The organism is Brachybacterium sp. AOP24-D1-21, from assembly GCF_052378665.1.
In the GTDB taxonomy this organism is placed as follows: domain Bacteria; phylum Actinomycetota; class Actinomycetes; order Actinomycetales; family Dermabacteraceae; genus Brachybacterium.
The window spans coordinates 863339-887238 of the sequence record NZ_JBQSXX010000002.1 but is presented as its reverse complement, the minus strand read 5'-3'; the positions used below and the strand labels follow the sequence as shown (position 1 = coordinate 887238).

Here is a 23900-nt window from a genome sequence, read left to right as displayed (position 1 = left end):
TGCTGGAAGGCGAGTCACTCCTTGCGCACCGTGGGATCGAGATGGGCGGTCTCCACCGTCACCCGCGTCTCCTCCACCTGGCGGCGGCTGCGCACACCCCACCAGACGAAGAACCCCGTCAGGGTGAAGGCTCCGTAGAAGAGATACATGAATGCGCTCGCGTAGTACCCGGCATCGAGCAGCAGCGGGACGCCGACGATGTCGACCGCGACCCAGATCAGCCAGAACTCGACCCAGCCCTTGGCCATCCCGAAGGTCGCCAGCAGGCTGCCCATGAAGATCCAGGCGTCAGCCCAGACCGGCTCATAGGAGCCGAGCATCCGGAACAGGGGGGTCAGCGCTGCGGTGCCGCCCACTAGCGCGACCAGCAGCAGGACGCGAGTCCCCCAGGAGGCCCACTCGGGCTCCACTGCGGTGCCGCCGTCGTGCTTCGCCTGCCGCCACCGCTGCCAGCCGTAGATGCTGGTGGCGATGAACATCACCTGGCGTCCGGCCTGCCCCAGCAGGTCCACGGAGTTCGGGTTGCCGAACACCGAGCCCATGAACACCGTCAGCAGCAGCACATTGCCGACGATGCCGATGGGCCAGGCCCATACCTTCCGTCGCATGCCGCCGAGGGCGCTGAGCAGTCCGAAGACGTTGCCGAGCACCTCTCGCAGGAGTAGGAACTGTCCGCCCGCGAAATCGATTCGCGCGTCGAAGAGCCACTGCAGAAAATCCATGTCGGTCCTTTCGCCGTCGGATGCAGTGGCTCCGGGGGAAAAGGGTTCCGGCATGGCGCCAGCGCGCGCCGAGGGCGCCCTGGGACATGCAGGACGTGCGCCTCTCATCCAGGCTGTACTGTCGGCGCCGGAATTTCACCGGCTCCACCGCCGAAGCGGGTCGCGGACTATCACCGCCGGCTCGGAATTTCACCGACCCCGGAGCACGTCACTGGTCGTGACCAGATCATCCTAGACCGTCGGCCCCGCCACCGGAGAGCGCATGAACGCAGGTGACGGGGCGGGGGACACGGTGGAGGCGACCGCGCTGATCAGCAGGAGGCGCAGCCGCAGGTCAGTGGGCGGCGTGGCGCAGGTCAGGGGGCGGCGCAGCCGCAGGTCAGTGGGCGGCGTGGCCCCGGGCAAGTTCGCGCAGGGCAGAGATCTCAGCGGCCGCATCCTGGGCCCGATAGATCGCAGACCCCGCCACGAAGACGTTCGCCCCGGCCTCCGCGCAGCGCTCGATGGTCTCCCGGCTGACCCCGCCGTCGACCTGGATCGACACCTCGAGGTTGGCCCCGCTGATCGCCGCGCGCGCCCGACGGATCTTGGGGAGCATGGTGTCCAGGAAGCTCTGGCCGCCGAAGCCGGGCTCGACGGTCATGATCAGCAGCATGTCGAACTCGCCGATGATGTCGAGGATCGGCTCGACCGCGGAAGCAGGTCGAAGGCCGACGCCGACCTGCACGTTCTTCCTGCGCAGGTCACGGGCGAGCTTGACCGGGGCCCGGGCGGCCTCCAGGTGGAAGGTGACGGACGCGGCACCGGCCTCCGCATAGGCGGGAGCCTCGGTGTCGGCGTCGGCGATCATCAGGTGCGCATCGACCGGGATCGTGCTGCGCTCGACGATCTGCTCGACCATCGAGGGACCGAAGGTCAGGTTCGGCACGAAATGGTTGTCCATCACATCGACGTGGACGCTGTCGGCGCTGGAGATCTTGTCGAGCTCGCTGCCGATGCTCATGAAGTCGGCGTTGAGGATGCTGGGGTGGATGTAGTGGCCGTCGGTCGAGTACGGGGTGATCATGCCGTCGGGAGTCCTTCCTCGGTGGGGGCGGGCTGCTTGCGCAGCAGGTGGATGTACATCGCATCGGTGCCGTGGACGTGGGGCCACAGCTGGACCGCGGGGCCCTCGCCCAGCTCGACGTCCTGCCGGACTGCGGGGAGCATCCCGGCGCGCACCGCGTCGCGCGCGTCGAGCTGCTCGATGTCGTCGCGCCGCTTGAGCACGTCGGCGACGATCAGGCGGGTCTCGGCCAGGTGCGGGGAGCAGGTCACATAGGCCACCACTCCCCCGGGCGCGGCGGCGTCCAGGGCCGAGGTGAGCAGCCCGCGCTGGATCCCGCCCAGCTGGCCGATGTCGGCGGGGGTGCGGCGCCAGCGGGCTTCGGGGCGGCGCCGCAGGGCACCGAGCCCGGAGCAGGGGACGTCGGCGAGGACGCGGGAGAAGCGGCCGGGCAGCTCGCTGCCGATGGTGGTGCCGTCGGCGGTGCGGGTGGTGATCTCGCAGCCGGCCTCCTGCAAGGTGGCCACGGCCCGGTTGACGAGCTCGGTGCGATGCTCCTGGAGCTCGACCGCCAGCAGGTCCGCGTCGTGGCCGACGGTCAGTCCGCCCAGCAGCGCGGCCTTGCCGCCGGGGCCTGCGCAGAGGTCCAGCCAGTGGTGGTCCTCGGCGAGGACCAGGTCGTCGGCGCCGAGTGCGAGGGCGAGGGCCGCGAGCTGGCTGCCCTCGTCCTGCACGGCGACGCGGCCCTCCTTGACCGGGTCCATGCCGCCGGGGTCGCCGGAGGGCCAGGAGGCCGCGAAGATGCTCAGCCGGCCCTGGCTCGCGCCGTGGTCGATCAGCTCGTCGAGGTCGGTGAGGCCCGGTCGCATCACCAGCGAGACCGACGGTGCCGCGTTCTGGGCGGCCAGCAGTTCATCGATCTCGTCGCGGGAACGGCCGTGGCCGGCCAGGGCGTCGCTCAGGGCGCGGACCACCCAGCGCGGGTGGGAGTGCACCACGGCGAGGTGCCCGGTGGGATCCTGCTCGCGGTCGGGGGCGACCTCGAGCAGCCACTGCGGGAGGTCCTTCTCCCCGACGCGGCGCAGCACGGCGTTGGCGAAGCTCGCCGCACCGGCGCCGACCACGGAACGGGCCAGGGCCACGGTCTCGGAGGTCGCCGCGTGTGGGGCGACGCTCATGTCCAGCAGCTGGTAGGCGCCGAGCCGGATGACGTCCAGCAGCGGCGGGTCGATCTTGGCCAGTGGGCGATCCACGCAGGCGGTGATGACCGCGTCGAGCCGTCCCTGTGCGCGCAGGGAGCCGTAGAACAGCTCGGTGGTGAAGGCGGCGTCGCGGCCGGAGACGTGGTGGCTGCGCAGCAGCCGGGGCAGCACCAGGTTCGCGTAGGAGTCCTCCTCGCGCACCATCCGCAGCCCTTCGAAGGCGACCTGGCGGGAGGGGGTGGAGCGGCGTGCCCGCTCGGCCGGCCGTGACTCGGAATAGCCGCGGCGGGGGCCTCCCTGCCCGCGCGAGCCGGAGCGGGAACGGCCGTGCTGGTCGCGCTGGTCTCGCTGCGGGTTCTCGTCGCGTCGGCCGCGGTCCTGATTGCTGCGTCGGTCCTGGTTCATGCGGTGACTCCGTCCTGCGACTGGCTGGTGAATCGGGCATCGGGGGCGAGGCCCGCACCGCGGGCCCAGTCCGCGGCCCGCATCGGCCGCTTGCCGGCCGGGGCGAGGGTCGCCAGGGCGATCACCCCGGTGCCGGTGCCCACAAGCATCTGGCGCTTGGTGGCCGCGATCTGTCCGGGTGGCAGCGGAGGGTGCTCCGGGGCGCGTTCGACGCCCAGGATCTTCGTGCGGGCGCCGTCCAGCAACGTCCATGCGCCGGGCTGCGGGCTCATCCCCCGGATGTGGGCCTCGACTCGTTCGGCGGGGACCGTCCAGTCGATCTCGGCTTCGGCGGTGGTGAGCTTCGCGGCGTGGGTGGCCAGTGCATGGTCCTGGGGTGTGAGCACCGCGGTGCCGGCCTCGAGCGCGTCCAGTGCGCTCAGCAGCACGGGGGCGCCGTCGATCGCCATCCGCTCCAGCAGCTCGCCGGAGGTCTCGAACTCACCGATCAGGGTGGGTGCCGTGGCGATCAGATCCCCCGTGTCCAGTCCCTTCTCGAGGCGGAACACGCTCATGCCGGTCTCCTGCCGGCCGGAGAGCACCGCGCGCTGGGCGGGCGCCGCGCCGCGCCAGGACGGCAACAATGAGAAGTGGAGGTTCACCCACCCGTGGCGGGGGATGTCGAGAGCGGCCTGCGGGACCAGGTTCCCGTAGGCGACCACGGGCGCGGCGTCAGGGGCGAGCTCGCGGATCTGCTGCTGGACCGTCTCGTCGCGCAGCGTGGTCGGCTCGAGCACTGGGACGCCCGCCTCGAGGGCGAGGGTCTTCACCGGTGAGGGGGTGAGCCTGCGGCCGCGACCGGAGGGTGCGTCGGGTCGGGTGAGCACCCCGACGACCTCATGGTGCGAGTCGAGCAGGGTGCGCAGGGAAGGAAGTGCGGCCTCTGGGGTGCCGGCGAAGAGCAGTCGCATGATGGGTCGAGTCTACGGTGGCACCGCTGATGGCTGTCGCGAGAGCTCTCCGGGGGCGTCAGTAGACGAGCCCGAACACCCATACCGCCAGGCCCATCGTGGTGGCGGTCACCAGCACGATCCCGATCAGGTTCAGCCACAGCCCGGCCTTGGCCATCTGCGGGATCGTGACATAACCGGAGCCGTAGGCGATCGCGTTCGGGGGCGTCGCGACAGGGAGCATGAAGGCGCAGGTCGCGGCGATCGCGACGGGGATCGCGAGCAGCATCGGGTCGATCCCGGTGCCGACGGCCACGGCCGTGGCGAGCGGCAGGAAGGTCGCGGCGGTGGCAGTGTTCGAGGTCAGCTCGGTCAGGAAGAGGACGCCGGCGGCGACGACCGCCACGATCAGCACCACGGGCAGTCCGCCGACGCCCTCGGTGACCTCGCCGATCCATTCGGTCAGGCCTGAGGAGCTGAACTGTGCGGACAGGGCGAGGCCGCCGCCGAACAGCAGCAGCACGCCCCAGGGCAGCTTCGCGGCGGATTCCCAGTCGAGCAGCCTCACGCCCCGTGCCGCACCGGCTGGCAGGAGGAACAGCACCAGTCCCACCACCATCGCGATGCCGGCGTCCGAGATCCACGGATCCTCCCGGCCGAGCGCATCGGAGAGCAGCGGGATGAACACCCACGAGAGTGCGGCCAGCACGAAGACTGCCAGCACCCTGGTCTCCCCCGCGGAGATGCGGCCGAGCTTGCTGCGTTCCTGACGGATCAGCTCGGTGCCGCCGGGGATCTCGGTGATCTCGGGCTTGTACAGGACTTTCGTCAGCAGCAGCCAGGCGATGACCATGAAGACGATCGCGAGCGGCCCGCCCACCATCATCCAGCGTCCGAAGCCGATCGTGACCCCGAATTCCTGGCTCATGTGCGCCGCGAGCAGGGCGTTGGGAGGGGTGCCGATGATCGTGGCCAGGGAGCCGATGGAGGCGGCGTAGGCGATGCCGAGCATCATCGCGGTGCCGAACTTCGAGGTGACGGGGGCGACCTCGCCGTCACGTGAGCCGCCCTCGGGATCGGGATCCACTCCTTCGCCGGGTTCCTCCCCCTTCGCGACGGCGTCCTCGAGCCGCAGCTTGTTCACGAGCATCAGCACCGACAGGCCGATGGGCAGCATCATCACCGCGGTCGCGGTGTTGGAGACCCACATGGAGATGAATCCGGTGGCGACCATGAAGCCGAGGATCAGCAGCGAGGGGCTGGTGCCGATCGTCCCGACGATCGCGAGGGCGATGCGCTTGTGCAGGTTCCAGCGCTGCATGCCGAGCGCCAGCATGAACCCGCCCATGAACAGGAAGATGACGTTGTTGCCGTAGGACGCGCCGACGTCGTCGACGCCGACCTCGCTGTTGAGCACCGGGAAGACGACCAGCGGGACCAGAGCGGTGGCGGGGATCGGCAGCGCCTCGGTCATCCACCACGCGGCCATCAGCACCGCGGTCGCGGCGGTGAGCTTCGCACCGTGGGGAACGTCGGCGGGCATCAGGAAGTAGATGAGCACTGCGACGAGGAGGCCGAGGACCAGGCCGAGGCGACGCACCCGCAGGCTGCGGGCGCTGGCGGCGGGGGCCCGTTCCCCCTCGGAGAGGTCGGGCCGGTCCTCCTCCGCGGTGGCGGTCGAGTCCTGATCAGGGGCGGAGGTCATCGTCGTCCTTCCGTCTCGGCAATCCAGTGACGCCGATCACCCTACGGCGAGCGTGTTCTCCGCCGGGGAGGAACACTCAGAACACGTCAGGCGGATCCAGTCGCACGCGCAGGGAGCCCCGGGCCTTGCGGGCACTCCGGGCGGCGATGCCGGCACGCAGGGCGAGGGCGAGCTCACGGGAGCGGCCCGGCTCGATGCGCACCACCGCGCGGGCCCGGCCGGCGGCGTCGGGTCCCTCGAGATCGACCGGGCCGAAGACATCGGTGCCGTCCGGGAGCTCGACGGTCTCGAGGAATCCACGGCACGCCTCCCGGTCGCCCACGATCTCGGCGACCCGACGGAAGGGAGGCAGGTCCAGCTCGTGACGGTCCTCGAGCACCCGGTCCAGGAAGAACGAGGAGCGGTGGGCGACCAGGTCGCGGATCGCGGGGAGGGTGGAGGTGCCGACGATCAGCACCTCTCCCCCGTCGTCGGCGCAGCGCACCAGTGCGATGGCGCCCCGCCAGCGCCGCACCGCCTCGACGTCCGCATCGAAGGCGGCGCGGCCCAGCAGTGCGTCCGCATCCAGCAGCAGGCAGGCGGCGTACCGGGACCGGGGGGCCGGCTCCGCCCCGGGGGTGGCGACGATGATCGCGTGGTCCGGGACGGCATCGTCCGCGAGCGCTCCGTGCGCGCCGCCCGCCACCTTCAACGTCGCCTCGGGGAAGGCACGGTGCAGCTCCTCTGCGGTGCGGGTCGAGCCGATGACCATGGCCCGCACTTGGGTGCGGTCGCATTCGGGACAGCGGTAGCCGTCCTCCCGACGGCCGCAGACGCGGCAGTGCAGGGGTCCGCCGCGACCGCTCTGGGACAGCGGCGCCGAGCAGTGCGGGCACTGGGCGCGGGTGCGGCAGAAGGTGCACGCGATCGCCGGGGCATAGCCGGAACGCGGCACCTGCACCAGCACCGAGCCCCGCTCCAGCCCGCGCCGGATCACGCGCATCGCTTCCTGCGGCAGGCGAGAACGGCCGGAGGGGCCTTCACGTTCCCGCAAGTACTCATCCATCGCCACGATCCGCGGGCGGACGGCCGTGACCGGGCCGGGCAGCGGCTCCAGGCGCGCGAGATAGCTGAGATCCGCGAGCGCCCGCAGGGTCACGGACTCGCTCGGGCTGAGGAACAGCAGCGCGCAGCGCTCCTCGGCGGAGCGGCACTGGAGCACGGTGCGGGTGTGGGGATACGGGGCCCGCGGCTCCTCGAGCAGATCGTCCGCCTCATCCCAGCAGATCACCAGAGCGAGATCCTGCACCGGGGCGAACGCCGCGGAGCGGTTCCCGAGCACCACCCTGGTGGCGCCCCGCAGGATGCGCCGGAAGGTGCGGTAGCGCTTCTCCGGTCCTTCGGTGCCGGCGAGGATCTCGTGCTCGATGCCGCGCTCGGTGAGCACCCGGGAGAGCCGTGCGACATCTCGCTGATCGGGGGCGATCACAAGCGCCCCCTTGGCCGGATCGAGGTCCCCGATCGCGTCGGCGGCGACGTCGGTCCAGCTGTCGACGGCATCGAGGGTGAGGCTCGCACGGGGCACCGGACCCTCGGGACTGCCTGACCGGGCGAGCAGCGCGGCCAGTCCCGGATAGCGATCACCGGGTCGGGGGCGGGACGGGTGCTCGAGCTCTGCGGGGTGCGCAGTGAGGGGCTCGGTGGGGACGGGCTCCGTCGCGACAGGCTCTGCCGCCGCGAGCGCTTCGCGCTCCTTGTCCTCGGCGGCGCGATCGGCCTTCTCGGCGCGGGCATGGCGCGGCGGCAGGGCCAGGCGCAGCACGTCGCCGACGGTTCCGGCGCTGCGCTCGGCGACCTCTTCGCAGACGCGCATCAGCGCGGGCGGGACCACCACGTCCTCGGAGACCAGGCGGTGCAGCGGGGCCAGTGCCCGATCGGTGGTCGGCGCGGGGTGGCGGCCGAGCACGATCCCCTCGGTGTCCTTGCCGGAGAACCGCACCCGCACTCGCATGCCCGGCCCGGCGGCGGCTGTCGCCGGGGTGACGGCGTACTCGAAGGGCCGGTCCAGGTGGGGAAGCACTCCGACCAGGCGCACGCTGGCCACCGGGAGGTCGTCGACCACATCGAAACCTGCGGCGGTGCGCAACCCGGAAGCCCGGGCCGCGACGGGGCGGCCCGGGTCGCTCGGCACCGCGGCCGGCGGGGAGGGATCGGGAACAGGAAAGGCGGGGGCCGCGAAGAGGAACTCCTGGCCGTCGGCCGGATCTCCCGCGCGCTCCCCCGCCGCTCCCTCGGCGGTGCTGCTCAGCGCTTGTGCACCGCCACCAGGTCGCAGACGAAGATGAGCGACTCGCCGGGAGCGATCACCGGCGGGGCGCCGTGGTCGCCGTATCCGAGAGCTGCGGGGATGTCGAGGCGGCGGCGGCCGCCGACCTTCATGCCCTGGACGCCCTGGTCCCAGCCGGAGATGACCTGACCCACGCCGAGCTGGAAGCGTAGCGGCTCGCCGCGGTCCCAGGAGGCGTCGAACTGCTCGCCGGTGGAGTGGGAGACGCCCACGTAGTGCACGTCGACGACGTCGCCGCGGCCGGCTTCCTCGCCGTCACCGACGATCTCGTCGACGCTGAGCAGCTCGGTGGGCGCGGGGCCCTCGGGGAACTCGACCTCGGGCTTGGTGCGATCGGTCATGCGGATTCCTCCTGTGGTGATGGATGGTCAGGAATGGTCAGAATGGTCGGGACGAGCGCGCAGGTCAAGCGTTGGTGTGGGCGGCGTCGAGGATGTCGACCACGAAGATCAGGGTCTGGCCGGCGACCGGTGACTGAGAGCCCTCCGGGTATGCCTGGTCCGGCGGGATCACCAGCATCACCTGCGAGCCGACCTTCAGGTCCAGGAGGTTCTCGTCCCAGCCCTGGATCACCTGACCCTGGCCCTGTGCGAAGGCGAAGGGAGCCCTGCGGTCCCAGGAGGAGTCGAACTGCTCACCGGTGTCCCAGGACCAGCCGGTGTAGTGCATGGTGAGGTAGTCGCCGGCGCGGGTGGTGTCCCCGGTGCCTTGGATGAGCAGCTCTCGCACTGTCTCCGCGGGAGCTTCGCCCTCCGGCGGTGCATCAATCGAAGGCGCACCGTTGCCGTCGAGTCTCACCGAAGGGTATGTGCCTGAGGGAGTTCCAGCAGTGCCCTCGGCGCGCAGCGGGGAGACGACGCGGTCGACGTCGGCGACCTGGAGCAGCGAGTACGCCTGGCCGTCCCTCCCCTGCTGCCAGCCGGCCATCACGAAGCGCGAGCCGACGGGGACGGTGGTGAGGAAGGAGAAGGCGACCTCGCCCGCCCCTTCGGGGGTGACCTGCATTCCCCCGGCGGGCGCGCCCTGCCACCAGGACGAGAGCGTCTCACCGGTGCTGGCGTCGACGAAGTGGCTGCGCCAGATGACCGTGTCCCCCTCGGCGATCATCGCGCCGTCCCCGGCGGTGACGATCTTCGCATCGGCGGCAGTGATCTCGAGCGGGGCATCGAACTCGACGGTGGGCTCGGCGCCCAGGTCGTCGCTGACGGTGACTCCGGCCAGGACGTCGCCGCCGCCGTCGGAGCCACCACCGTCGGACCCACCGGTGGAGCCCTCGTCGGTGCAGGCGGCGAGCCCGATGGCGGCGGTCGCGGCGAGGGCGGTGGTGAGCAGCGTGCGGCGGCGGATCAAGTCAGGACCTTTCGGATCGGCGGCCCCGCGGGCGGGGGCAGGCACCAGGGTACGGGCAGGCGGATGACAGCGAGCTGGGGTGTGGTCCAGCGCTCAGGCGAAGGGAGCCGGATCGGGGCCTCTGCCCGTGCCCAGCTCGCGGATCTGGGCGAGCAGATCGTCGACCGCGGGCAGCGTGGTGGCGAAGGGGTCCAGGACCTGCACCGGCATCGAGCCGGGGCGGGTGAGCCGCATCGTGGTCCAGTCCACCACGTGGTCCACGCCGTGCTGCTGGGCGGTGGTGACCACCTGCCCGCGCAGGTGTGCGCGGGTGGTGGTGGGGGCGGTGGTCCTGGCCGCTTCGATCCGCTCCTCGGGCAGCGTCGACGGGGCCAGGCCTCGGCGCTGCATGGTGTGGAAGATCCCGTGGGCCGGGTCGATGTCGTGATAGGCGAGGTCGAGCCGTTCGATCGCGGGGTCCCCGAGATCGATCCCGCGACGCTCCGTGACCTGCTGGAACAGTCGCTCCTTGATCGCCCAGTCCAGGTGCGTGGCGGCCCAGCTCCGGTCTCCCGTGCGGACCGCGTCGATCCCCTTCTGCCAGGTCTCGAGCACCTGCTGCTCGCTCTCGTCGGCGAACTGCGTGACGTGGTCGAGCCAGCGCTGCTGCACCTCGATCGCGGTCGTGGTCCCGCCGTGCGCGAGCGGGATCGGCGCCGCGCCGCTGAGGTCCCGGGCGACAGCGCGGATCGCGGTGATGTCGTCGTGGAGGCTGAGCTCGGGCAGGGCGCGCCCGGATTCGATCGCCCGCAGCACCAGATCGGTGGTGGCGAAGCGGAGGTGGGTGGAGACCTCGCTCATCGTGGAGTCGCCGACGATGACATGCAGGCGCCGGAACCGCGTGGGATCGCCGTGGGGCTCATCGCGGGTGTTGATGATGGGGCGGGTGCGGGTGGTGGCCGAGGAGACGGCCTCCCACATGTGATCGCTGCGGCGCGAGAAGACGAACTGCGCTGGCTCCGGTGCCGTGTCGGCGGCGGCAGGCGCGGCGCCCCCGGGCTGCGGGCGCACCACTCCCCCGGCCCCGGTGATGATCTGGCGGGTGACCAGGAACGGGAGCAGGTAGCGGGGCAGGCGGGTGAACTCGCCGCGGCGGTCCACCAGGAAGTTCTCGTGCGAGCCGAAGGCGTTGCCGGCGGAATCGACGTTGTTCTTCAGCAGGTGGATGCGGGCGTCCTGGCCGTCAGCGGCGAGGCGCTCATTGGCCTGGGCGGTGAGGTCCGCGAAGATCCGCTCACCGGCGCGGTCCTGGGCGACCAGCTCCCACCAGTCGTCGCATTCGGCGGTGGCGTACTCCGGGTGCGAGCCGACGTCCAGGTACAGGCGTGCGGCGTTGCTGAGGAACACGTTCGAGGAGCGGCCCATGGCCACCACCGGGCGGAACAGCTCACGCGCGGCGGCCTCGGGCTCGAGCGCCCGAGAGCCGTCGGCTCGCACGCACACCAGCCCGAATTCGGTCTCCAGACCTCCGACTCGACGCTTCATCGGGTCACTGGCCGCCCTTCTGGACGAAGGCGCGCACGAAGGTCTCGGCGTTGGACTCGAGCACCGAGTCGATCTCGTCGAGCAGATCATCGGCCGCCTGCGTCGAGGCGAAGGTCTGGCCGCCGGTCACGATCTCGGAGCCGTCGCCGGGCTCCTCGGGGCCGTTGCCGGGCGCATTCAGGGACTGCTGGGACATGGGTGCTCCTTCTCAGTCGGTGACGGCTCGGCGCAGGGCGTCGAGGATCGTCGCGGTGTCATCGGTGGGGTTCACGCCGTGCAGCGCGCACCAGGCGGCGGAGCCCAGGCGCGGATCGGCCAGGCGCAGCCGGTGGCCGCCCTCGGGATCGGCCAGGGTGATCGCATCCCAGCCGGCGGAGGGTACGTTCCCGCGGTGCGCGGTGATCAGCCCGCCACGCAGGTGGGCGCGGGTGCTGGTGGGGGCGATGCGCATCGCGGCGTCGACCTCGTCCTGGCTCACCAGCGCGGGCACTGCGCCGGCGGCACGGAGCTTGCCGAACAACCCCCGGCCCGGGCGCAGATCGGAGTACTGCAGGTCGATCATGACCAGCCGTGCATCGTCCCACTCCAGGCCGTGCCGTGCGCGGTAGCGCTCCAGCAGCTGGAGCTTGGCGACCCACTCCACCCGTTCGGCGGCGAGCATCGGACCCTGCTCGAGCAGCGTGAGGATCTCGCTCCAGGAGCGCAGCAGCGTGGTCGTCTCCTCGTCCGAGGGGTCGGCGACCGCGGCCAGGGCGTCGAGGTGGGCGCGCTGGATCTGCAGCGCGGTGAGCTCACGGCCGTCAGCCAGCGGCACCGTGGTGCGCAGCGACGGGTCATGGCTGATGGCGCGCACCGCTGCCACCGGATCCGCGAGGCGGAGGTCCGGCAGGATCGCGGTCCCGGTGCGATGCTCGGCCTCGAGCGCGGCGAGCACCAGAGAGGTGGAGCCGAGCTTGAGGAAGGTGGACTCCTCGAGCAGGTTTGCGTCCCCGATGATCACGTGCAGGCGCCGGAAGCGGGTGGGGTCGGAGTGCGGTTCGTCGCGGGTGTTGACGATGGGCCGGTTCAGGGTGGTCTCGAGACCCACCTCGGCCTCCATGAAGTCGGCCCGGGAGGAGAGCTGGTAGCCGGGTTCCTGGCCGCGGGTGCCCCGCCCCACGCGTCCGGCGCCGACGATCACCTGGCGGGTCGCCAGGAAGGGGAGCATCGCGGCGACCACGCGCTCGAAGGGGACGGCACGGTCCACCAGGTAGTTCTCGTGGGTGCCATAGGAGGCGCCCTTGCCGTCGGTGTTGTTCTTGTAGAGCGCGACCTCGGGGATGCCGTCGGCCGCGGCCAGGAGCGCCATGGCGCGGCGGGCGATCTCCTCGCCGGCCCGATCGGCGACCACGGCTTCGCGGGCGCGCAGCACCTCGGGGGCGGCGTACTCGGGATGGGCGTGGTCCACGTACCAGCGGGCGCCGTTGCTGAGCACCGCGTTCCCGATCGAGCGCTGGGTCGCCCAGGTCAGCACCTCGGCGTCATCCCCCTCGGGGGCGATCTCGGGGCCGCTGAGCGGGATGTCCATCTCGACGCTCGGCACGTGGGCGTCGCGCACCTCGTCGGTGAGCTGGGAGGGGTGGGCGGCGGCGCGCTGCAGCTCGAAGCCGCGGGCATCCCGCAGCGGGGTCTCGTCCCCGTAGTCCCAGCGCACCCGGCGCCCGCGCTCGCCCTCTTGCGGGTCGAGCAGGGCGTAGGCGCCGACCACGAGGTGGGAGAGCAGGATCGAGCTGCCGGCGCCGGCGCGGGTGCGGTCCTCGAGATCGGCGTGGGTCACCCCGAACTCGGTCTCGATGCCCATCACCCGCTCGGTGGTCAGGCCGGTCTCGGGCTGCTGCCCGGTAGTCTCGTTCATGAGGGCACCTCCTCTGCGATCGCCTCTGCGGCGGGAACGCCGCGGGTGCGTCCCTGGAGCGGGACGATGGCATCGACTCGGCGCCGGCCGCTGCCGGGAAGGCCCGAGACCCGGGCCCAGTCCTCGGGGTGCGCGGCGGAGGGCATGTCCTCGTTCTCGACGAACTCTGCGGTGATCGCGTCCTGCAGGTGCTGCGCGCCGACGCCGATCTGCCCGGTGGCGAGCTGGTCCTTGACGGCGAGCTTCTTCGCGCGGTCCACGATGTTGCGCAGCGTCGCACCGGAGACGAAGTCACGGAAGTGGAGCGTGTCCTGGCCGCCGTCGGAGTACTCGACCCGGACGAAGGCCGAGGCCGGGCTCTCGTCGTAGATCTCGTGCATCGCGAGGTCCAGCAGCTGCTCACGGTCCTCGCGCAGCGGCACCGACTCGTCGAGATAGAGGCCGAGGATCTCCCGGCCGGCGCGCGCACCGGGACGGCGCACCCGGATCTTCACGTCCAGGCGGCCGGGTCGCAGGATCGCGGGGTCGATCATGTCCTCACGGTTCGAGGCACCGATGACGATCACGTTGTCGAGCCCTTCGACGCCGTCGATCTCGGCCAGCAGCTGCGGCACGATCGTGGTCTCCACGTCGCTGGAGAGCCCGGTCCCGCGGGTGCGGAACAGCGCCTCCATCTCGTCGAAGAAGATCACGACCGGGTGGTCCGCGGCCGCCTTCTCGCGAGCCCGCTCGAAGACCAGGCGGATGGAGCGCTCCGTCTCGCCGACGTACTTGTTCAGCAGCTCCGGGCCCTTGACGTTGAGGAAGGCGGAGTTCTCGAGCGCCTCGGCCACGCTCACCCCGCGCACCTCGGCGCTGCGCAGCACCAGTTCGTGAGCCACCGCTTTGGCGATCATCGTCTTGCCGCAGCCGGGAGGTCCGTAGAGCAGCACGCCCTGCGGGGGCCGCAGCCCGTAGGTGCGGTAGAGGTCCTGCTGGAGGAAGGGCAGCTCGACGGCGTCACGGATCGCCTCGATCTGCTCGCCCAGCCCGCCGATCTGCTCGAAGGACACCTCCGGCACCTGCTCGAGCACGAGGTCCGTGATCTCCGCTCGGTCGATGCGCTCGAGCACCAGCTGGCTCTTGAGGTCCACCAGCACGTGATCGCCGGGGTGCAGCTGCTCGTCGGTGAGGGTGCCGGCACGACGCAGCACCCGGGTGTCGTCGGGCGCGACGGCGACGAGGATGCGGGAATCGGCGAGGGATTCCACGACGGGCACCACGTTGCCGGCATCGCTCGCGGGGACCGCGTCGACGGCGGCCAGGGCTTCGTTCAGCCGCAGCTCGGTGCCCGGCAGCAGCGCGTCCAGGTCGAGGCTCGCAGCGGTCGCGACTCGCAGCCGACGGCCGTTGTGCAGCACGTCGATGGTGCTGCCCTCGCAGCGGCGCAGGAAGGTGGCGTAGGAGTTCGGCGGATCGCCCACCCGCTCCAGATCGCTTTTGAGCTGGACGATCTGTTCACGGGCGGCGCGGAGCCCGCCGACCAGTCGCTCGTTGTGGGTCGCGAGCTTCTCGAGCTCTGCGGTCATCTCGGCGTACGTCTTCATCGTCATCACACATCCCCTTCCCGGGCGCGATCAGCGATCGCGGCCCTGTCGGATATCGCGCAGGGCCCGCTTGAGCTTGCGCGGAGCCACGCCGCGCTCCCCGATGTCCTGCGGTCCCCATTCGCCGCCCGAGCCGCCGAAGCCCTCGTTGTCGGGGTGGTTCAGCTCCTCCTCGAGCCGGGATCCGGGCGCCGGGCGGGTGACGCGGGTGAGCGCCGGCTGGCCGTGCGCGGTGCGGCGGGCGGTGAGCAGGAACCCGGTGTGGGCGTTCATCCGGTGCTCGGGCCGCACGGCGAGGCCCTCGAGGTGCCAGGGCCGCACGAAGGACTCCCAGGCGTAGGGCTCGGTGAACTCGCCGTGGTCGCGCAGTGCTTCAGCAGTGCGGGAGAGCTGGGTGACCGTGGCGACGTAGCAGAGGAAGACGCCGCCGGAGACGAGCACCTCCGCGGCGGAGTCCACGCACTCCCAGGGGGCGAGCATGTCCAGCACCACGCGGTCCACGGCGGGCTCGTCGGGGGCGAGGGTCGGGGCGACATCCTGGAAGTCCCCGATCGACAGCTCCCAGGCGGGGTGCGGGCCGCCGAAGAACGTCTCGACGTTCTCGCGGGCCACCTCGGCGAAGTCCTCGCGGCGCTCGATGGAGTGCACGGAGCCCTCGGGTCCCACCGCGCGCAGCAGCGCGGTGGTCAGACCGCCGGAGCCCACACCGGCCTCGAGCACGCGTGCGCCGGGGAAGATGTCCCCCCACATCAGGATCTGGGCGGAGTCCTTGGGATAGATGATCGCGGCGCCGCGCGGCATCGCGAGCATGTAGTCCGCGTACAGCGGACGCAGCGCCTGGTACCGGATGCCGTGAGTGTTCTCCACGACCGTCCCATCCTCCGCGCCGATCAGCTGATCGTGGTGGAGCACGCCGCGATGGGAGTGGAACTCTCCGCCGGGCTTCAGGGTGATGGTGTGCAGGCGGTTCTTGGAGTCCGCGAGCTGCACCTTGTCGCCCAGGGCGAAGGGTCCGGTGCGGTCCAGACCGCGCTTGGGGGCCCGGGGGGCGGGCTCCTGCGCCCCGGGGTGGGCGGCGGGCTGCGGCTGATCAGTCATGGGTTCCAGCATATGGCTCGGGTGGGGGCCCTGGCCGTGATGTTCACCGCCGGCGCAGGAGTGCGTTGACCTCTGCGCTCATGAGCACCCCGTGGACGGTGCGGTCCTCGTCGAGGACCAAGTACGCGGGGGCGGGTTGGGACAGCATCGCCTCGATCAGCGCATCTCCCTGCAGGGAGAGAGGGAGCGTGCCGAGGGGCCCGACGGAGGAGGCCACGGCGCGGGCCGGGGTGGAGCCCCGGTGCTCGGCTGGCACCGACGCGGCGGCATCGGGGTCGATCCGGTATCCCCGACCGACACCGCCGGGGAGCGTGCTGTCACGCTCGAGGAGCAGCACCTGGTCGAGCTCCTCGGGAGTGCCGAGCGCGGCGAGCGCGGCGTGTGGGGCGACGATGCGCAGCGGGACGGCGAGGGTCCCGGCATCGAGGGTGCGGATGCGGTGCTGCAGGGCCGCGCCGTCCAGGGCGCGGGTGGCGCCCTGCCACAGCATCCCCGCGATCAGCATCGCCCACACCAGGGTGAGCAGGGAGAGGCTCCCGGCCCCGCCGGTGCGCATGATCTGGACCAGCGGGTAGGCCACCACCGCCACGGCGATGCCGCGGCCCAGCCAGGCGGTGATCCTGGTGGCGAGCACCGGGTTCTTCAGCACCGCGCCCAGCAGCGATTCGAGCGCCCTCCCGCCGTCCATCGGCAGTCCGGGCAGCAGGTTGAACAGGGCCAGCACCAGGTTCAACCAGGCGCTGACGGAGAAGAACACCGCGAGCGTGGTGCCCTCGCCCGCCACCTGCGCGGCGACCGACATGAGCGCGGCCAGCACCGCGTTCGCGGCCGGGCCGGAGAGGGAGACGAGCACTGAGCCGAATGCGGACATCTGCCGGGCGCGATATTGCGTGTGCCCGCCCCAGAGGGTCAGTGCGATGTGGTCGACGGTGGCCCCGAAAGCGCGGGCGATCACGGCGTGCGCCGCCTCGTGCGCGAGGACCGAGACGATCATGAACAGTCCGATCCCGATGGCCAGCAGCACCACCGCGCCCGGCTCCGCACCGCCCCGGCTCAGCGCCGGGTACATCAGCACCGCGAGCAGCAGCACGGTGACGAGCGTTCCGGGGCTCACCTTGATCGGAGGCAGCGCGCCGAGGCGCAGCGTGGGGCTTCTCATGATCCATCTCCTCCGCCACCGGGGCGGCGGCTCCCTCTGGGCAGGCTGAGGATAACCGTTCCCCCTGCGCCCCAGCTCGGAGTCCCCCGGTGCCTATGATGGAGGGATGAGTCGAATCGCCATCACGGCTTTCAGCGGATGGAACGATGCCGGCGATGCCGCCACCGGGGTGATCGAGCATCTGCTCGAGGTCTGGCCCTCTCGGCCCGTCGGTGCGGTGGATGCCGAGGAGTTCATCGACTTCCAGGTCAACCGTCCCGAGATCCGCACGGACGAGGACGGGCTGAGGGTCATCGACTGGCCGGACACCCAGCTGCGGCTGGTGACGCCTCCGAGCGGTCCCGAGCTGGTCACCGTCATGGGCCCCGAACCGTCCCTGCACTGGAAGCGGTTCTGCGACGAGGTGCTCGAGCAGCTCCAGATCCTGGACGTCAGCGAAGTGGTGTCGCTGGGCGCTCTGCTCGCGGATTCACCGCACAGCCGCCCGCTGCCGGTCAGCGCCGAGGTCGAGGTGCTTCCCGCCCAGGCCGTCGACTCGGCCGAGCGCTACTCGGGACCGGTCGGGGTGCCCACGATCCTGGCCCGCCGCACCGCCGCCGCCGGGCTGCGGACCACCAGCGCATGGGTGCAGGTCCCTCACTACGTCTCCCAGAACTCGTCCCCGAAGGCCGTGCTGGGGCTGATGCGGGAGGTGCAGAAGGTGGTCAGCGCCACGATCCCGCTCGATGAGCTGGTCGAGGACGCGGAAGCCTGGGAGCGCGGTGTGGACGAGCTCGCCCGCACCGATGAGGACGTCGCGGACTACGTGCGCCGACTGGAGCGTGCCCAGGACGCCGCCAGCCTGCCGGAGGCCAGCGGCGAGGCGATCGCCGAGGAGTTCGAGCAGTTCCTGCGCCGCCGGCGCGAGCAGGGCTGAGCTCAGCTCCGCTCACCCAAGGCCAGCCAGCCAGTCAGCCCGGCTCAGCCCGGCTCAGCTCAGCTCGGCTCTCAACTCAGCTCAGCTCAGGAGCGCGATCCCGAAGAGGGCATCGACCGCGGCCGCGACGTCTCCGGGGCCCTCGGTCAGGTCGTCGGAGCGCGCTGAGGTCCCACCGTCGGCCCAGCTGTCCAGGGCCTCGAGGGCGGAGGCGGTGTCGAGGTCGTCGCGCAGCGCGGCGCGCAGGGCCTGGACAGTCGCCGGATAATGCCCGCCGCGCTGGGCTGCAGTGCGATAGCGCCCAAGGCGCGTATCGGCCAGCTCGAGCTCCTGCGCGGACCACTCCCAGTCCGAACGGTAGTGGTGGGCCATCAGCACCAACCGGATGGCCATGGGGTCCACGCCATCTCGCACCAGGCGGTGCACGAAGACGAGGTTCCCTAGCGACTTGCTCATCTTCTCGCCGTCATAGGCGACCATCCCGCTGTGCGCGTAGGTCGTCGCGAACGGTCGGCCGAGGGCCACCGAGTGGGCGGCGCTGAGGTCATGGTGGGGGAAGATCAGATCGCTCCCGCCCGCCTGGATGTCGAAGGGGAGATCCAACGCCTCCTGCGCGATACAGACGCATTCGACGTGCCACCCGGGACGGCCACGGCCGAGCACCCCGGCATCCCAGGCAGGCTCGCCCGGTCGCTCGGCACGCCAGAGCAGCGGATCGAAGGGACCGCGCTTGCCCTCCCGCTCGGGGTCTCCCCCGCGTTCGGCGAACACCTCGAGCATCTGCGACTCGGACCAGCCCGAGACGTCGCCCAGGGCGCCGTCCACGGCGAGATCCAGATACCAGTCCGGCCCCTCGGCATCGTTCGCCGCGACCGGATAGGCCCGGCCCCGTGCGTGCAGAGCGAGGACCACGGCGATGATCTCGTCCATCGCCTCGCTCACCGAGCGATAGGTCTCCGGGGCGATGATCCGCAGCGCGGCCATGTCCTCGGAGAACAGCTCGACCTGGGACGCGGCGAGCTCCTGCCAGTCCACCCCGTCGCGGTCCGCGCGTTCGAGCAGCGGGTCGTCGACGTCGGTGATGTTCTGCGCCGTCTCGACCTCGAGCCCCGAATCGTGCAGGGCCCGGCGCATCAGATCCGCGGCGTGGTAGGTCGACGCGTGACCGAGGTGGGTGGAGTCATAGGGGGTGATCCCGCAGACGTACAGCCGTGCCCGTCCCGAGACCAGCGGAGTGATCGGTGCGACCCTGCCGGTGCGCGAGTCGTACAGGCGCAGCGGCCTGCCGGAAGCGGGAAGCGGGCTGAGAGAGGGGGAAGTCCAGGATTGCACTACGTGATCATACGATCCGTCGGCCTCCCGCGGTTCAGGCCCCGCCCAGGGGGTCGACCAGCCCCGTGCCGAGCAGCGCCAGCAGCACCAGACCGGCGACGATCCGGTAGATGACGAAGATCAGATACGAACGATTCTCGACCAGGCGCATGAACCAGACGATCACCGCGTAGCCCACGGCGAAGGCCACGACGGTGGCGACCACCATCGCCAGCAGTGACGGCTCACCGGCGGCTGCGGCGGCGGCGCGACCGTCGGCCGTCAGCAGCACCGGGACCTCTTTGGCCGCCTTGTACAGCCCCGAGGCGAACACGGCCGGGATCGCGAGCAGGAAGGCGTAGCGGGCGGCGGCCTGGCGGGTGTAGCCCATCAGCAGCCCGGCGGTGATGGTGCCACCGGAACGGGAGACGCCGGGGATCAGCGCGAGAGCCTGTGCCAGGCCGAAGATGATGCCGTCGCGCACGGTGAGCTCCTTGAGCTCCTTCCGCTGCGGGGCGATGCGGTCCGCGAGCCCCAGCAGCAGACCGAAGACGATCAGCATCGTCGCAGTGATGTAGAGGTTCCGCAGGCTGTGGTCGATCTGGTTCTCGAAGAGCAGGCCCAGCACCCCGATCGGGATCGAGCCGAGGATCACCAGCCAGCCCATGCGCACGTCGGGATCGGAGTGCGGGATCTTCCCCGCCAGTGCCTTGAACCACTTTCCGATGATGCGAGTGATGTCTTTCCAGAAGTAGATCAGCACCGCAGCCTCGGTGCCCAGCTGGATGATCGCCGTGAACGCGGCGCCCGGATCCTGACCGGGGTCCATCAGCTCCCCGACCACGCGCACGTGGGCGCTCGAGGAGACGGGGAGGAACTCGGTCAATGCCTGGACCAGGCCCAGGATCACCGCCTCGATGAACGACATGGACACTCCTCGATGGGTTCTGCGGGCCTGCGGTGCCGGCGAGCATCGGTGCCGGACCCGGACAGAGTACGCGGCGCCGAGCGGTGAGCCCGGCGCCGCGCAGCGGAGCAGTGGTGAAGACTACGTAGAGGTCCTGGGACGTGTGACCGGAGGCGCTCAGCGCTCAGCGCGGCGCGTCGTCCTCGTCATCTTCGTCCTCGTAGTCGTCATCGTCGTCGTCGTCCTCGTCATCGTCGTCCTCGTCATCGTCCTCGAAGTCGTCGAGATCGTCGAAGTCGTCATCGTCGTCCTCATCGTCGTCGTCCTCGTCGAACACGATCAGGGGGGTGGCGACGTCATAGGCGTCGAAGAGTGCATCGTCGTAGGTGTCGAAGGCGTTGGCGAGCCGCTCGGTGGCGGACTCCAGCGCGGGATCGTCTTCCCCCCGCGAGCCGGCGGCGGCTTCGTAGTGGCGTTCGAGGGCAGCGATCAGCGCAGCAAGAGCGGAGCGAGGATCCGTGTTCATGGTTGGACCGTACATCCTCGAGCGGCAGAATGAACAGTGGAAGCGTGCACGCATTGGTCACGAATCCGCCGCAGTCCCAGCAGCGCAATCGACCACTGCTGTCGCAGGTCATCGACCACAGGAGGAAAACCGTTGATCCGACCCCGCACCCCTCTCGTCGCCGGCGTTCAGCACGTGAGCGATCCGCGCGGATGGCGCGACCTGCCCGTCGAGCGCGGACGGCGCGCAGCGGACTACGAGTTCCAGATCATCACGGTGCCGCGGGGCACCTCCTTCGGCCAGGTGCGCGCTGAGCTGACCGAGCAGGCGGAGTACGGCCGGTGGGAGCACGCCCGCACCCGCCTCTACCTCGGGGGCGGGAAGAAGGTCTGGATGCGCCGACGGATCATCCGGGTGGAGTCGACGCTCTAGCCCGGGTCTGTCCACAGCCGGCAGGAGCAGGCGGCAGAGCTCCTCAGCATCTGGTGCAATGGCCTGGTGTCCATGAGCTTCCTGCTGCTGTGCGCCGTGCTGCTGGTGATCTACCTGCCGCCCGCACTCGCGCTGGCCTGGGTCGACGGGCGAGAGCGCCGACTGCCTAACCGCTGGGTCGGGCTGCTGACCGGCGCGGTGACCCTTGCGCTGGCGGTCCTCGCCCTCTTGGTGCCGACGATGCGCCCGGACCTGGCCACGGCCGCGGTGCTCGCTCTGGTGCTGGGGCTCGGAGCGATCCTGGTGGCGCTGCTGGCTCCCCCGCTGCTGGGCATGGGCGATGCCAAGACGCTGCCGGTGGTAGTGCTGATGTCAGCGGCCCTCGGCGGCGAAGTCCTGATCGGGGCGCTCCTCGGGATCGCTCTGGTGGGAGGCGTGATCGGAATGGTGGTGCTCGGCGTGACCCGCCGCGCCGGGGTGCGGTTCGCGCTGGGACCGGTGCTGCTGGCCGGGCCGTTCCTGGGCCTGCTGGGGGCTCCGCTGGTGCGCGCCGCCCTCGGCACCGGCTGACCACCTCGGACCGGCTGACCCCGCGGACCGGCTGCTCCCTCGGACCGATTGATCGCTCGGACCGGCTGACCCCTTGAACTGAGCGGCCGGTGAGCCGGTCAGGCACCTCCATATCTCAGACGGAGGGCGCGGCCCGCCGCTGGCGCCGGACCTCGTAGAGCGCGATGGATCCGGCGACCGACGCGTTCAAGGAGGAGGCGCTGCCGGTCATCGGGATCTCCGCGACCACATCGCAGGCCTCCCGCCAGCCGGCGCTCATCCCGATGGTCTCGTTCCCGACGACCAGGAGCGTGGGGCCGGAGAGGTCCGTGTCCGCCAGCTGGTGGCCGCCGGCCTCGTCGAGCCCGATCACGGTCCACGGCTCCCCCAGGGCCCGACGCTCATCGATCCACGCCATCACCTCGCGATGGGAGGGCAGGCGCAGCACCGGCATCGCGAACAGGCTTCCAGTGCTGGCACGTATCGCGGCCGGGTCCCACGCATCGGCGGAGTGCCCGGTGATCAGCAGGCCGGTCCCGCCGAGGGCGTCGACGGAGCGGGCCAGTGAGCCGATGTTGCCGGGGCCGGCGGGGCGGTCGAAGACGACCAGCACGTCCGAGCGCCCAGGGTGCAGCCGTTCCAGGTCATCTGCGGGCAGCGCCGCGATCGCCAGCAGCTCCGGGGTGCCGTCCTCGCGCTCCCCCAGCTCTGCCATCAGCTCCGGGGCGAGCACCACCACCGGCGCCGGGCTGCTCTGCAGCAGCTCCTGCGCCCACTGGGAGGGTTGCTCCCTGCCGTCGGTCAGCAGCGTCCGGATCTCGATGCCATGGGCGATGGCCTGCGAGATCGGACGCACGCCCTGGATGATCATCTCGCCGGCGCGATAACGTTTGGTGCGGTTGCCCAGCAGCGCCTGCCATTGCTGGAACAGTGCGTTGCGCCGGTCCAGTCGGGAGGGCAGGCGCGGTGCTCCCCTGCGGGCTCCGGGCGCGGAGGCGGAGGCAGAGGCGGAGTGCCGGTTCATGCTCCGGCTCCGTCGTAGCCGAGCTGTCGCCAGGCCTCGTAGACCGCGATCGAGACCGCATTGGCCAGGTTCAGCGAGCGCCGGGCAGGGAGCATCGGGATCCGGACGCGGGAGGTGATGCGCGGATGATCCATGACGTCCTGGGGCAGGCCGGTCGGCTCGGTCCCGAAGAGGAGCACATCCTCCCGGGTGTACTCGATGCTCTCGAAGCTCACGTCCGTGCCCGAGGTGAAGGCGAACACCCGCGCGCCGGGGACCGCGGCGAAGGCCTGCTCGATGCCGGGATGGATGCTGACATCGGCGAGGTCGTGATAGTCGAGACCTGCGCGGCGCAGCTTCGCGTCCTCGAGATCGAAGCCGAGCGGCTCGATCAGGTGCAGGTGCGCGCCAGTGACGGCGGACAGCCGGATCGCATTGCCGGTGTTCCCGGCGATCGCGGGTTCGTGGAGGAAGACGTGGACCATGCCGCAGATTCTTCCACGCCACCGTTGACGGCGATGGATCCGGGAATGCGAAGAGCCCCTCTCCACAGTGTGGAGCGGGGCTCTATTCGCGTGTCCGGAGGGGGACTTGAACCCCCACGCCCGATAAAGGGCACTAGCACCTCAAGCTAGCGCGTCTACCAATTCCGCCACCCGGACGGGTGATCGCCGTAGCGACTAGAGCAGATTAGCACGCACCTGCGGATGGTTCGCACCCGAAAGCGGCACTGCCAGGGCGAACGTGAAGACAATCACGCCGGGGCTCCGACGCGGCCTTCCGCCATCATGGAGTGGAGCAGCACCAGGACCGCCTCGACGCGGGCTGCCAGCAGCCCATCGGGGTTCGGTAGCCGTGCGGCGAGGTCTTGGAGGGCGGCCGCACAGAGCACGGTCATCGTTGCGTCGGGCGTCTCCATGAGGTGCGCAGACCACTCCCCCATGGAGCTCAGCAGTGCGGAGAGCTCATCGGTCGCGGTGCGCCGACTCTCGGTGAGCAGCTCCACCCGGGCTCGGGCCGCGAGCGCCGTGCAGCGCCGCAGCACCGCGACCGACTCGTCGGCATCGATGGGGACCCTGTCGGGTTCCGCCGCAGCCCCTCGCCGATCTCCCCTCGAGGAAGGCTGGCCGAGGCCGACCTGGGCCACCGCATCGATCTGTTCGCCCGCTTCGCGCTCCAGCTCCATGAGTCACTTCCCTCGTGCTCTCCCCGGGCCCGTCGGGCCTGTCCGTCGTCCATGACTTTACCCATGCTTTACCTGTGGAGACAAGGGTCTTTACCAGCTGGAAGACGAGGCCTGATGAGAGCTGGAGCCTGCCGGGTGACCAGGCC

The 23900-nt window shown here is 70.8% G+C and carries 23 protein-coding genes, 1 tRNA gene and 1 riboswitch; of the genes, 3 read left to right on the top strand and 21 right to left on the bottom strand.

Features of this window, described 5'->3' with window-relative positions; genetic code table 11:
* Positions 1-14: 14 nt before the first annotated feature.
* From pnuC to ACT3UF_RS18675, 14 genes are all read right to left on the bottom strand, one after another.
* On the bottom strand, positions 15-722 hold the full coding sequence (pnuC, locus tag ACT3UF_RS18740) for a nicotinamide riboside transporter PnuC (RefSeq protein WP_441443019.1): 708 nt from the start codon (positions 720-722) through the stop codon (positions 15-17).
* Positions 723-814: 92 nt separating this feature from the next.
* Positions 815-932: riboswitch (FMN riboswitch) on the bottom strand.
* A gap of 169 nt (positions 933-1101) precedes the next feature.
* The gene (rpe, locus tag ACT3UF_RS18735) at positions 1102-1788 is read right to left on the bottom strand and encodes a ribulose-phosphate 3-epimerase (protein WP_441443018.1); all 687 of its coding nucleotides are present in this window, start codon (positions 1786-1788) and stop codon (positions 1102-1104) included.
* Positions 1785-3374 carry a transcription antitermination factor NusB gene (locus ACT3UF_RS18730; protein ID WP_442331665.1) on the bottom strand — a complete coding sequence of 530 codons (1590 nt, stop codon included), beginning with the start codon at positions 3372-3374 and terminating at the stop codon, positions 1785-1787. The genes rpe and ACT3UF_RS18730 overlap by 4 nt, the downstream gene beginning before the upstream one ends.
* Entirely contained in the window at positions 3371-4324 is a 954-nt protein-coding gene (gene fmt / locus ACT3UF_RS18725) for a methionyl-tRNA formyltransferase (RefSeq protein ID WP_441443016.1), read from the bottom strand. Before fmt ends, ACT3UF_RS18730 begins: the two co-directional genes overlap by 4 nt.
* A gap of 58 nt (positions 4325-4382) precedes the next feature.
* On the bottom strand, positions 4383-6008 hold the full coding sequence (locus ACT3UF_RS18720) for an SLC13 family permease (protein WP_441443015.1): 1626 nt from the start codon (positions 6006-6008) through the stop codon (positions 4383-4385).
* Positions 6009-6084: 76 nt separating this feature from the next.
* Positions 6085-8133 carry a primosomal protein N' gene (locus ACT3UF_RS18715; RefSeq protein ID WP_442331666.1) on the bottom strand — a complete coding sequence of 683 codons (2049 nt, stop codon included), beginning with the start codon at positions 8131-8133 and terminating at the stop codon, positions 6085-6087.
* Positions 8134-8291: 158 nt separating this feature from the next.
* Positions 8292-8675, bottom strand: a complete 384-nt coding sequence (locus ACT3UF_RS18710; RefSeq protein ID WP_442331667.1) for an FKBP-type peptidyl-prolyl cis-trans isomerase — start codon at positions 8673-8675, stop codon at positions 8292-8294.
* 64 nt (positions 8676-8739) lie between these two features.
* The gene (locus tag ACT3UF_RS18705) at positions 8740-9684 is read right to left on the bottom strand and encodes an FKBP-type peptidyl-prolyl cis-trans isomerase (RefSeq protein WP_442331668.1); all 945 of its coding nucleotides are present in this window, start codon (positions 9682-9684) and stop codon (positions 8740-8742) included.
* A gap of 93 nt (positions 9685-9777) precedes the next feature.
* Complete coding sequence (pafA, locus tag ACT3UF_RS18700; RefSeq protein WP_442331669.1) at positions 9778-11208, bottom strand: Pup--protein ligase; 1431 nt, start codon at positions 11206-11208, stop codon at positions 9778-9780.
* Positions 11209-11212: 4 nt separating this feature from the next.
* Entirely contained in the window at positions 11213-11404 is a 192-nt protein-coding gene (locus tag ACT3UF_RS18695) for a ubiquitin-like protein Pup (RefSeq protein ID WP_441443011.1), read from the bottom strand.
* Positions 11405-11416: 12 nt separating this feature from the next.
* Positions 11417-13102, bottom strand: coding sequence for a depupylase/deamidase Dop (dop, locus tag ACT3UF_RS18690; RefSeq protein ID WP_442331670.1), 1686 nt, complete (start codon positions 13100-13102; stop codon positions 11417-11419).
* Positions 13099-14688, bottom strand: a complete 1590-nt coding sequence (arc, locus tag ACT3UF_RS18685) for a proteasome ATPase (RefSeq protein ID WP_444501910.1) — start codon at positions 14686-14688, stop codon at positions 13099-13101. The genes dop and arc overlap by 4 nt, the downstream gene beginning before the upstream one ends.
* Before the next feature lie 30 nt (positions 14689-14718).
* Positions 14719-15786 (bottom strand): tRNA (adenine-N1)-methyltransferase, encoded by a 1068-nt coding sequence (locus tag ACT3UF_RS18680; protein WP_442331672.1) that lies wholly within the window; start codon positions 15784-15786, stop codon positions 14719-14721.
* A gap of 43 nt (positions 15787-15829) precedes the next feature.
* Positions 15830-16945, bottom strand: a complete 1116-nt coding sequence (locus tag ACT3UF_RS18675) for a site-2 protease family protein (protein WP_442331673.1) — start codon at positions 16943-16945, stop codon at positions 15830-15832.
* 106 nt (positions 16946-17051) lie between these two features.
* Between ACT3UF_RS18675 and ACT3UF_RS18670 the strand changes: the two genes are divergently transcribed.
* Entirely contained in the window at positions 17052-17861 is an 810-nt protein-coding gene (locus tag ACT3UF_RS18670; RefSeq protein ID WP_441443007.1) for a PAC2 family protein, read from the top strand.
* An 81-nt stretch (positions 17862-17942) separates the two neighbouring features.
* Here the strand turns inward: ACT3UF_RS18670 and mshC are convergent, their stop codons facing one another.
* The 3 genes from mshC to ACT3UF_RS18655 all read right to left on the bottom strand — a co-directional run bounded on the left by mshC (position 17943) and on the right by ACT3UF_RS18655 (position 20605).
* The gene (gene mshC / locus ACT3UF_RS18665) at positions 17943-19193 is read right to left on the bottom strand and encodes a cysteine--1-D-myo-inosityl 2-amino-2-deoxy-alpha-D-glucopyranoside ligase (protein WP_444501870.1); all 1251 of its coding nucleotides are present in this window, start codon (positions 19191-19193) and stop codon (positions 17943-17945) included.
* Positions 19194-19227: 34 nt separating this feature from the next.
* Positions 19228-20100 carry an undecaprenyl-diphosphate phosphatase gene (locus ACT3UF_RS18660; protein ID WP_444501871.1) on the bottom strand — a complete coding sequence of 291 codons (873 nt, stop codon included), beginning with the start codon at positions 20098-20100 and terminating at the stop codon, positions 19228-19230.
* 163 nt (positions 20101-20263) lie between these two features.
* Entirely contained in the window at positions 20264-20605 is a 342-nt protein-coding gene (locus ACT3UF_RS18655) for a DNA primase (protein WP_441443004.1), read from the bottom strand.
* A 132-nt stretch (positions 20606-20737) separates the two neighbouring features.
* Between ACT3UF_RS18655 and ACT3UF_RS18650 the strand changes: the two genes are divergently transcribed.
* Together ACT3UF_RS18650 and ACT3UF_RS18645 are read left to right on the top strand one after the other, a co-directional pair.
* The gene (locus ACT3UF_RS18650) at positions 20738-21016 is read left to right on the top strand and encodes a DUF5703 family protein (RefSeq protein ID WP_441443003.1); all 279 of its coding nucleotides are present in this window, start codon (positions 20738-20740) and stop codon (positions 21014-21016) included.
* Between the two features lie 72 nt (positions 21017-21088).
* Entirely contained in the window at positions 21089-21586 is a 498-nt protein-coding gene (locus tag ACT3UF_RS18645; protein WP_442331698.1) for a hypothetical protein, read from the top strand.
* 115 nt (positions 21587-21701) lie between these two features.
* On the opposite strand, the gene ACT3UF_RS18640 is transcribed toward ACT3UF_RS18645, so the two are convergent.
* From ACT3UF_RS18640 to ACT3UF_RS18625, 4 genes are all read right to left on the bottom strand, one after another.
* Entirely contained in the window at positions 21702-22589 is an 888-nt protein-coding gene (locus ACT3UF_RS18640) for an RNA methyltransferase (protein ID WP_444501872.1), read from the bottom strand.
* The gene (locus ACT3UF_RS18635) at positions 22586-23053 is read right to left on the bottom strand and encodes a tRNA (cytidine(34)-2'-O)-methyltransferase (RefSeq protein WP_441443001.1); all 468 of its coding nucleotides are present in this window, start codon (positions 23051-23053) and stop codon (positions 22586-22588) included. The genes ACT3UF_RS18640 and ACT3UF_RS18635 overlap by 4 nt, the downstream gene beginning before the upstream one ends.
* Positions 23054-23144: 91 nt before the next feature.
* Positions 23145-23230: transfer RNA gene (locus ACT3UF_RS18630), tRNA-Leu, on the bottom strand.
* Positions 23231-23322: 92 nt separating this feature from the next.
* Positions 23323-23754 carry a hypothetical protein gene (locus ACT3UF_RS18625; protein ID WP_441443000.1) on the bottom strand — a complete coding sequence of 144 codons (432 nt, stop codon included), beginning with the start codon at positions 23752-23754 and terminating at the stop codon, positions 23323-23325.
* Positions 23755-23900 lie beyond the last annotated feature (146 nt).

Coding starts and splice junctions, on each gene's coding strand:
- fmt (WP_441443016.1), bottom strand. CDS start 4,324: ATGCGACTGCTCTTCGCCGGCACCCCAGAGGCCGCACTTCCTTCCCTG.
- ACT3UF_RS18645 (WP_442331698.1), top strand. CDS start 21,089: ATGAGCTTCCTGCTGCTGTGCGCCGTGCTGCTGGTGATCTACCTGCCG.
- ACT3UF_RS18625 (WP_441443000.1), bottom strand. CDS start 23,754: ATGGAGCTGGAGCGCGAAGCGGGCGAACAGATCGATGCGGTGGCCCAG.
- dop (WP_442331670.1), bottom strand. CDS start 13,102: ATGAACGAGACTACCGGGCAGCAGCCCGAGACCGGCCTGACCACCGAG.
- ACT3UF_RS18675 (WP_442331673.1), bottom strand. CDS start 16,945: ATGAGAAGCCCCACGCTGCGCCTCGGCGCGCTGCCTCCGATCAAGGTG.
- ACT3UF_RS18635 (WP_441443001.1), bottom strand. CDS start 23,053: ATGGTCCACGTCTTCCTCCACGAACCCGCGATCGCCGGGAACACCGGC.
- ACT3UF_RS18730 (WP_442331665.1), bottom strand. CDS start 3,374: ATGAACCAGGACCGACGCAGCAATCAGGACCGCGGCCGACGCGACGAG.
- ACT3UF_RS18660 (WP_444501871.1), bottom strand. CDS start 20,100: ATGTCGTTCATCGAGGCGGTGATCCTGGGCCTGGTCCAGGCATTGACC.
- ACT3UF_RS18640 (WP_444501872.1), bottom strand. CDS start 22,589: ATGAACCGGCACTCCGCCTCTGCCTCCGCCTCCGCGCCCGGAGCCCGC.
- rpe (WP_441443018.1), bottom strand. CDS start 1,788: ATGATCACCCCGTACTCGACCGACGGCCACTACATCCACCCCAGCATC.
- pnuC (WP_441443019.1), bottom strand. CDS start 722: ATGGATTTTCTGCAGTGGCTCTTCGACGCGCGAATCGATTTCGCGGGC.
- ACT3UF_RS18695 (WP_441443011.1), bottom strand. CDS start 11,404: ATGTCCCAGCAGTCCCTGAATGCGCCCGGCAACGGCCCCGAGGAGCCC.
- ACT3UF_RS18710 (WP_442331667.1), bottom strand. CDS start 8,675: ATGACCGATCGCACCAAGCCCGAGGTCGAGTTCCCCGAGGGCCCCGCG.
- ACT3UF_RS18720 (WP_441443015.1), bottom strand. CDS start 6,008: ATGACCTCCGCCCCTGATCAGGACTCGACCGCCACCGCGGAGGAGGAC.
- ACT3UF_RS18680 (WP_442331672.1), bottom strand. CDS start 15,786: ATGACTGATCAGCCGCAGCCCGCCGCCCACCCCGGGGCGCAGGAGCCC.
- ACT3UF_RS18670 (WP_441443007.1), top strand. CDS start 17,052: ATGAGTCGAATCGCCATCACGGCTTTCAGCGGATGGAACGATGCCGGC.
- pafA (WP_442331669.1), bottom strand. CDS start 11,208: ATGAAGCGTCGAGTCGGAGGTCTGGAGACCGAATTCGGGCTGGTGTGC.
- arc (WP_444501910.1), bottom strand. CDS start 14,688: ATGAAGACGTACGCCGAGATGACCGCAGAGCTCGAGAAGCTCGCGACC.
- ACT3UF_RS18655 (WP_441443004.1), bottom strand. CDS start 20,605: ATGAACACGGATCCTCGCTCCGCTCTTGCTGCGCTGATCGCTGCCCTC.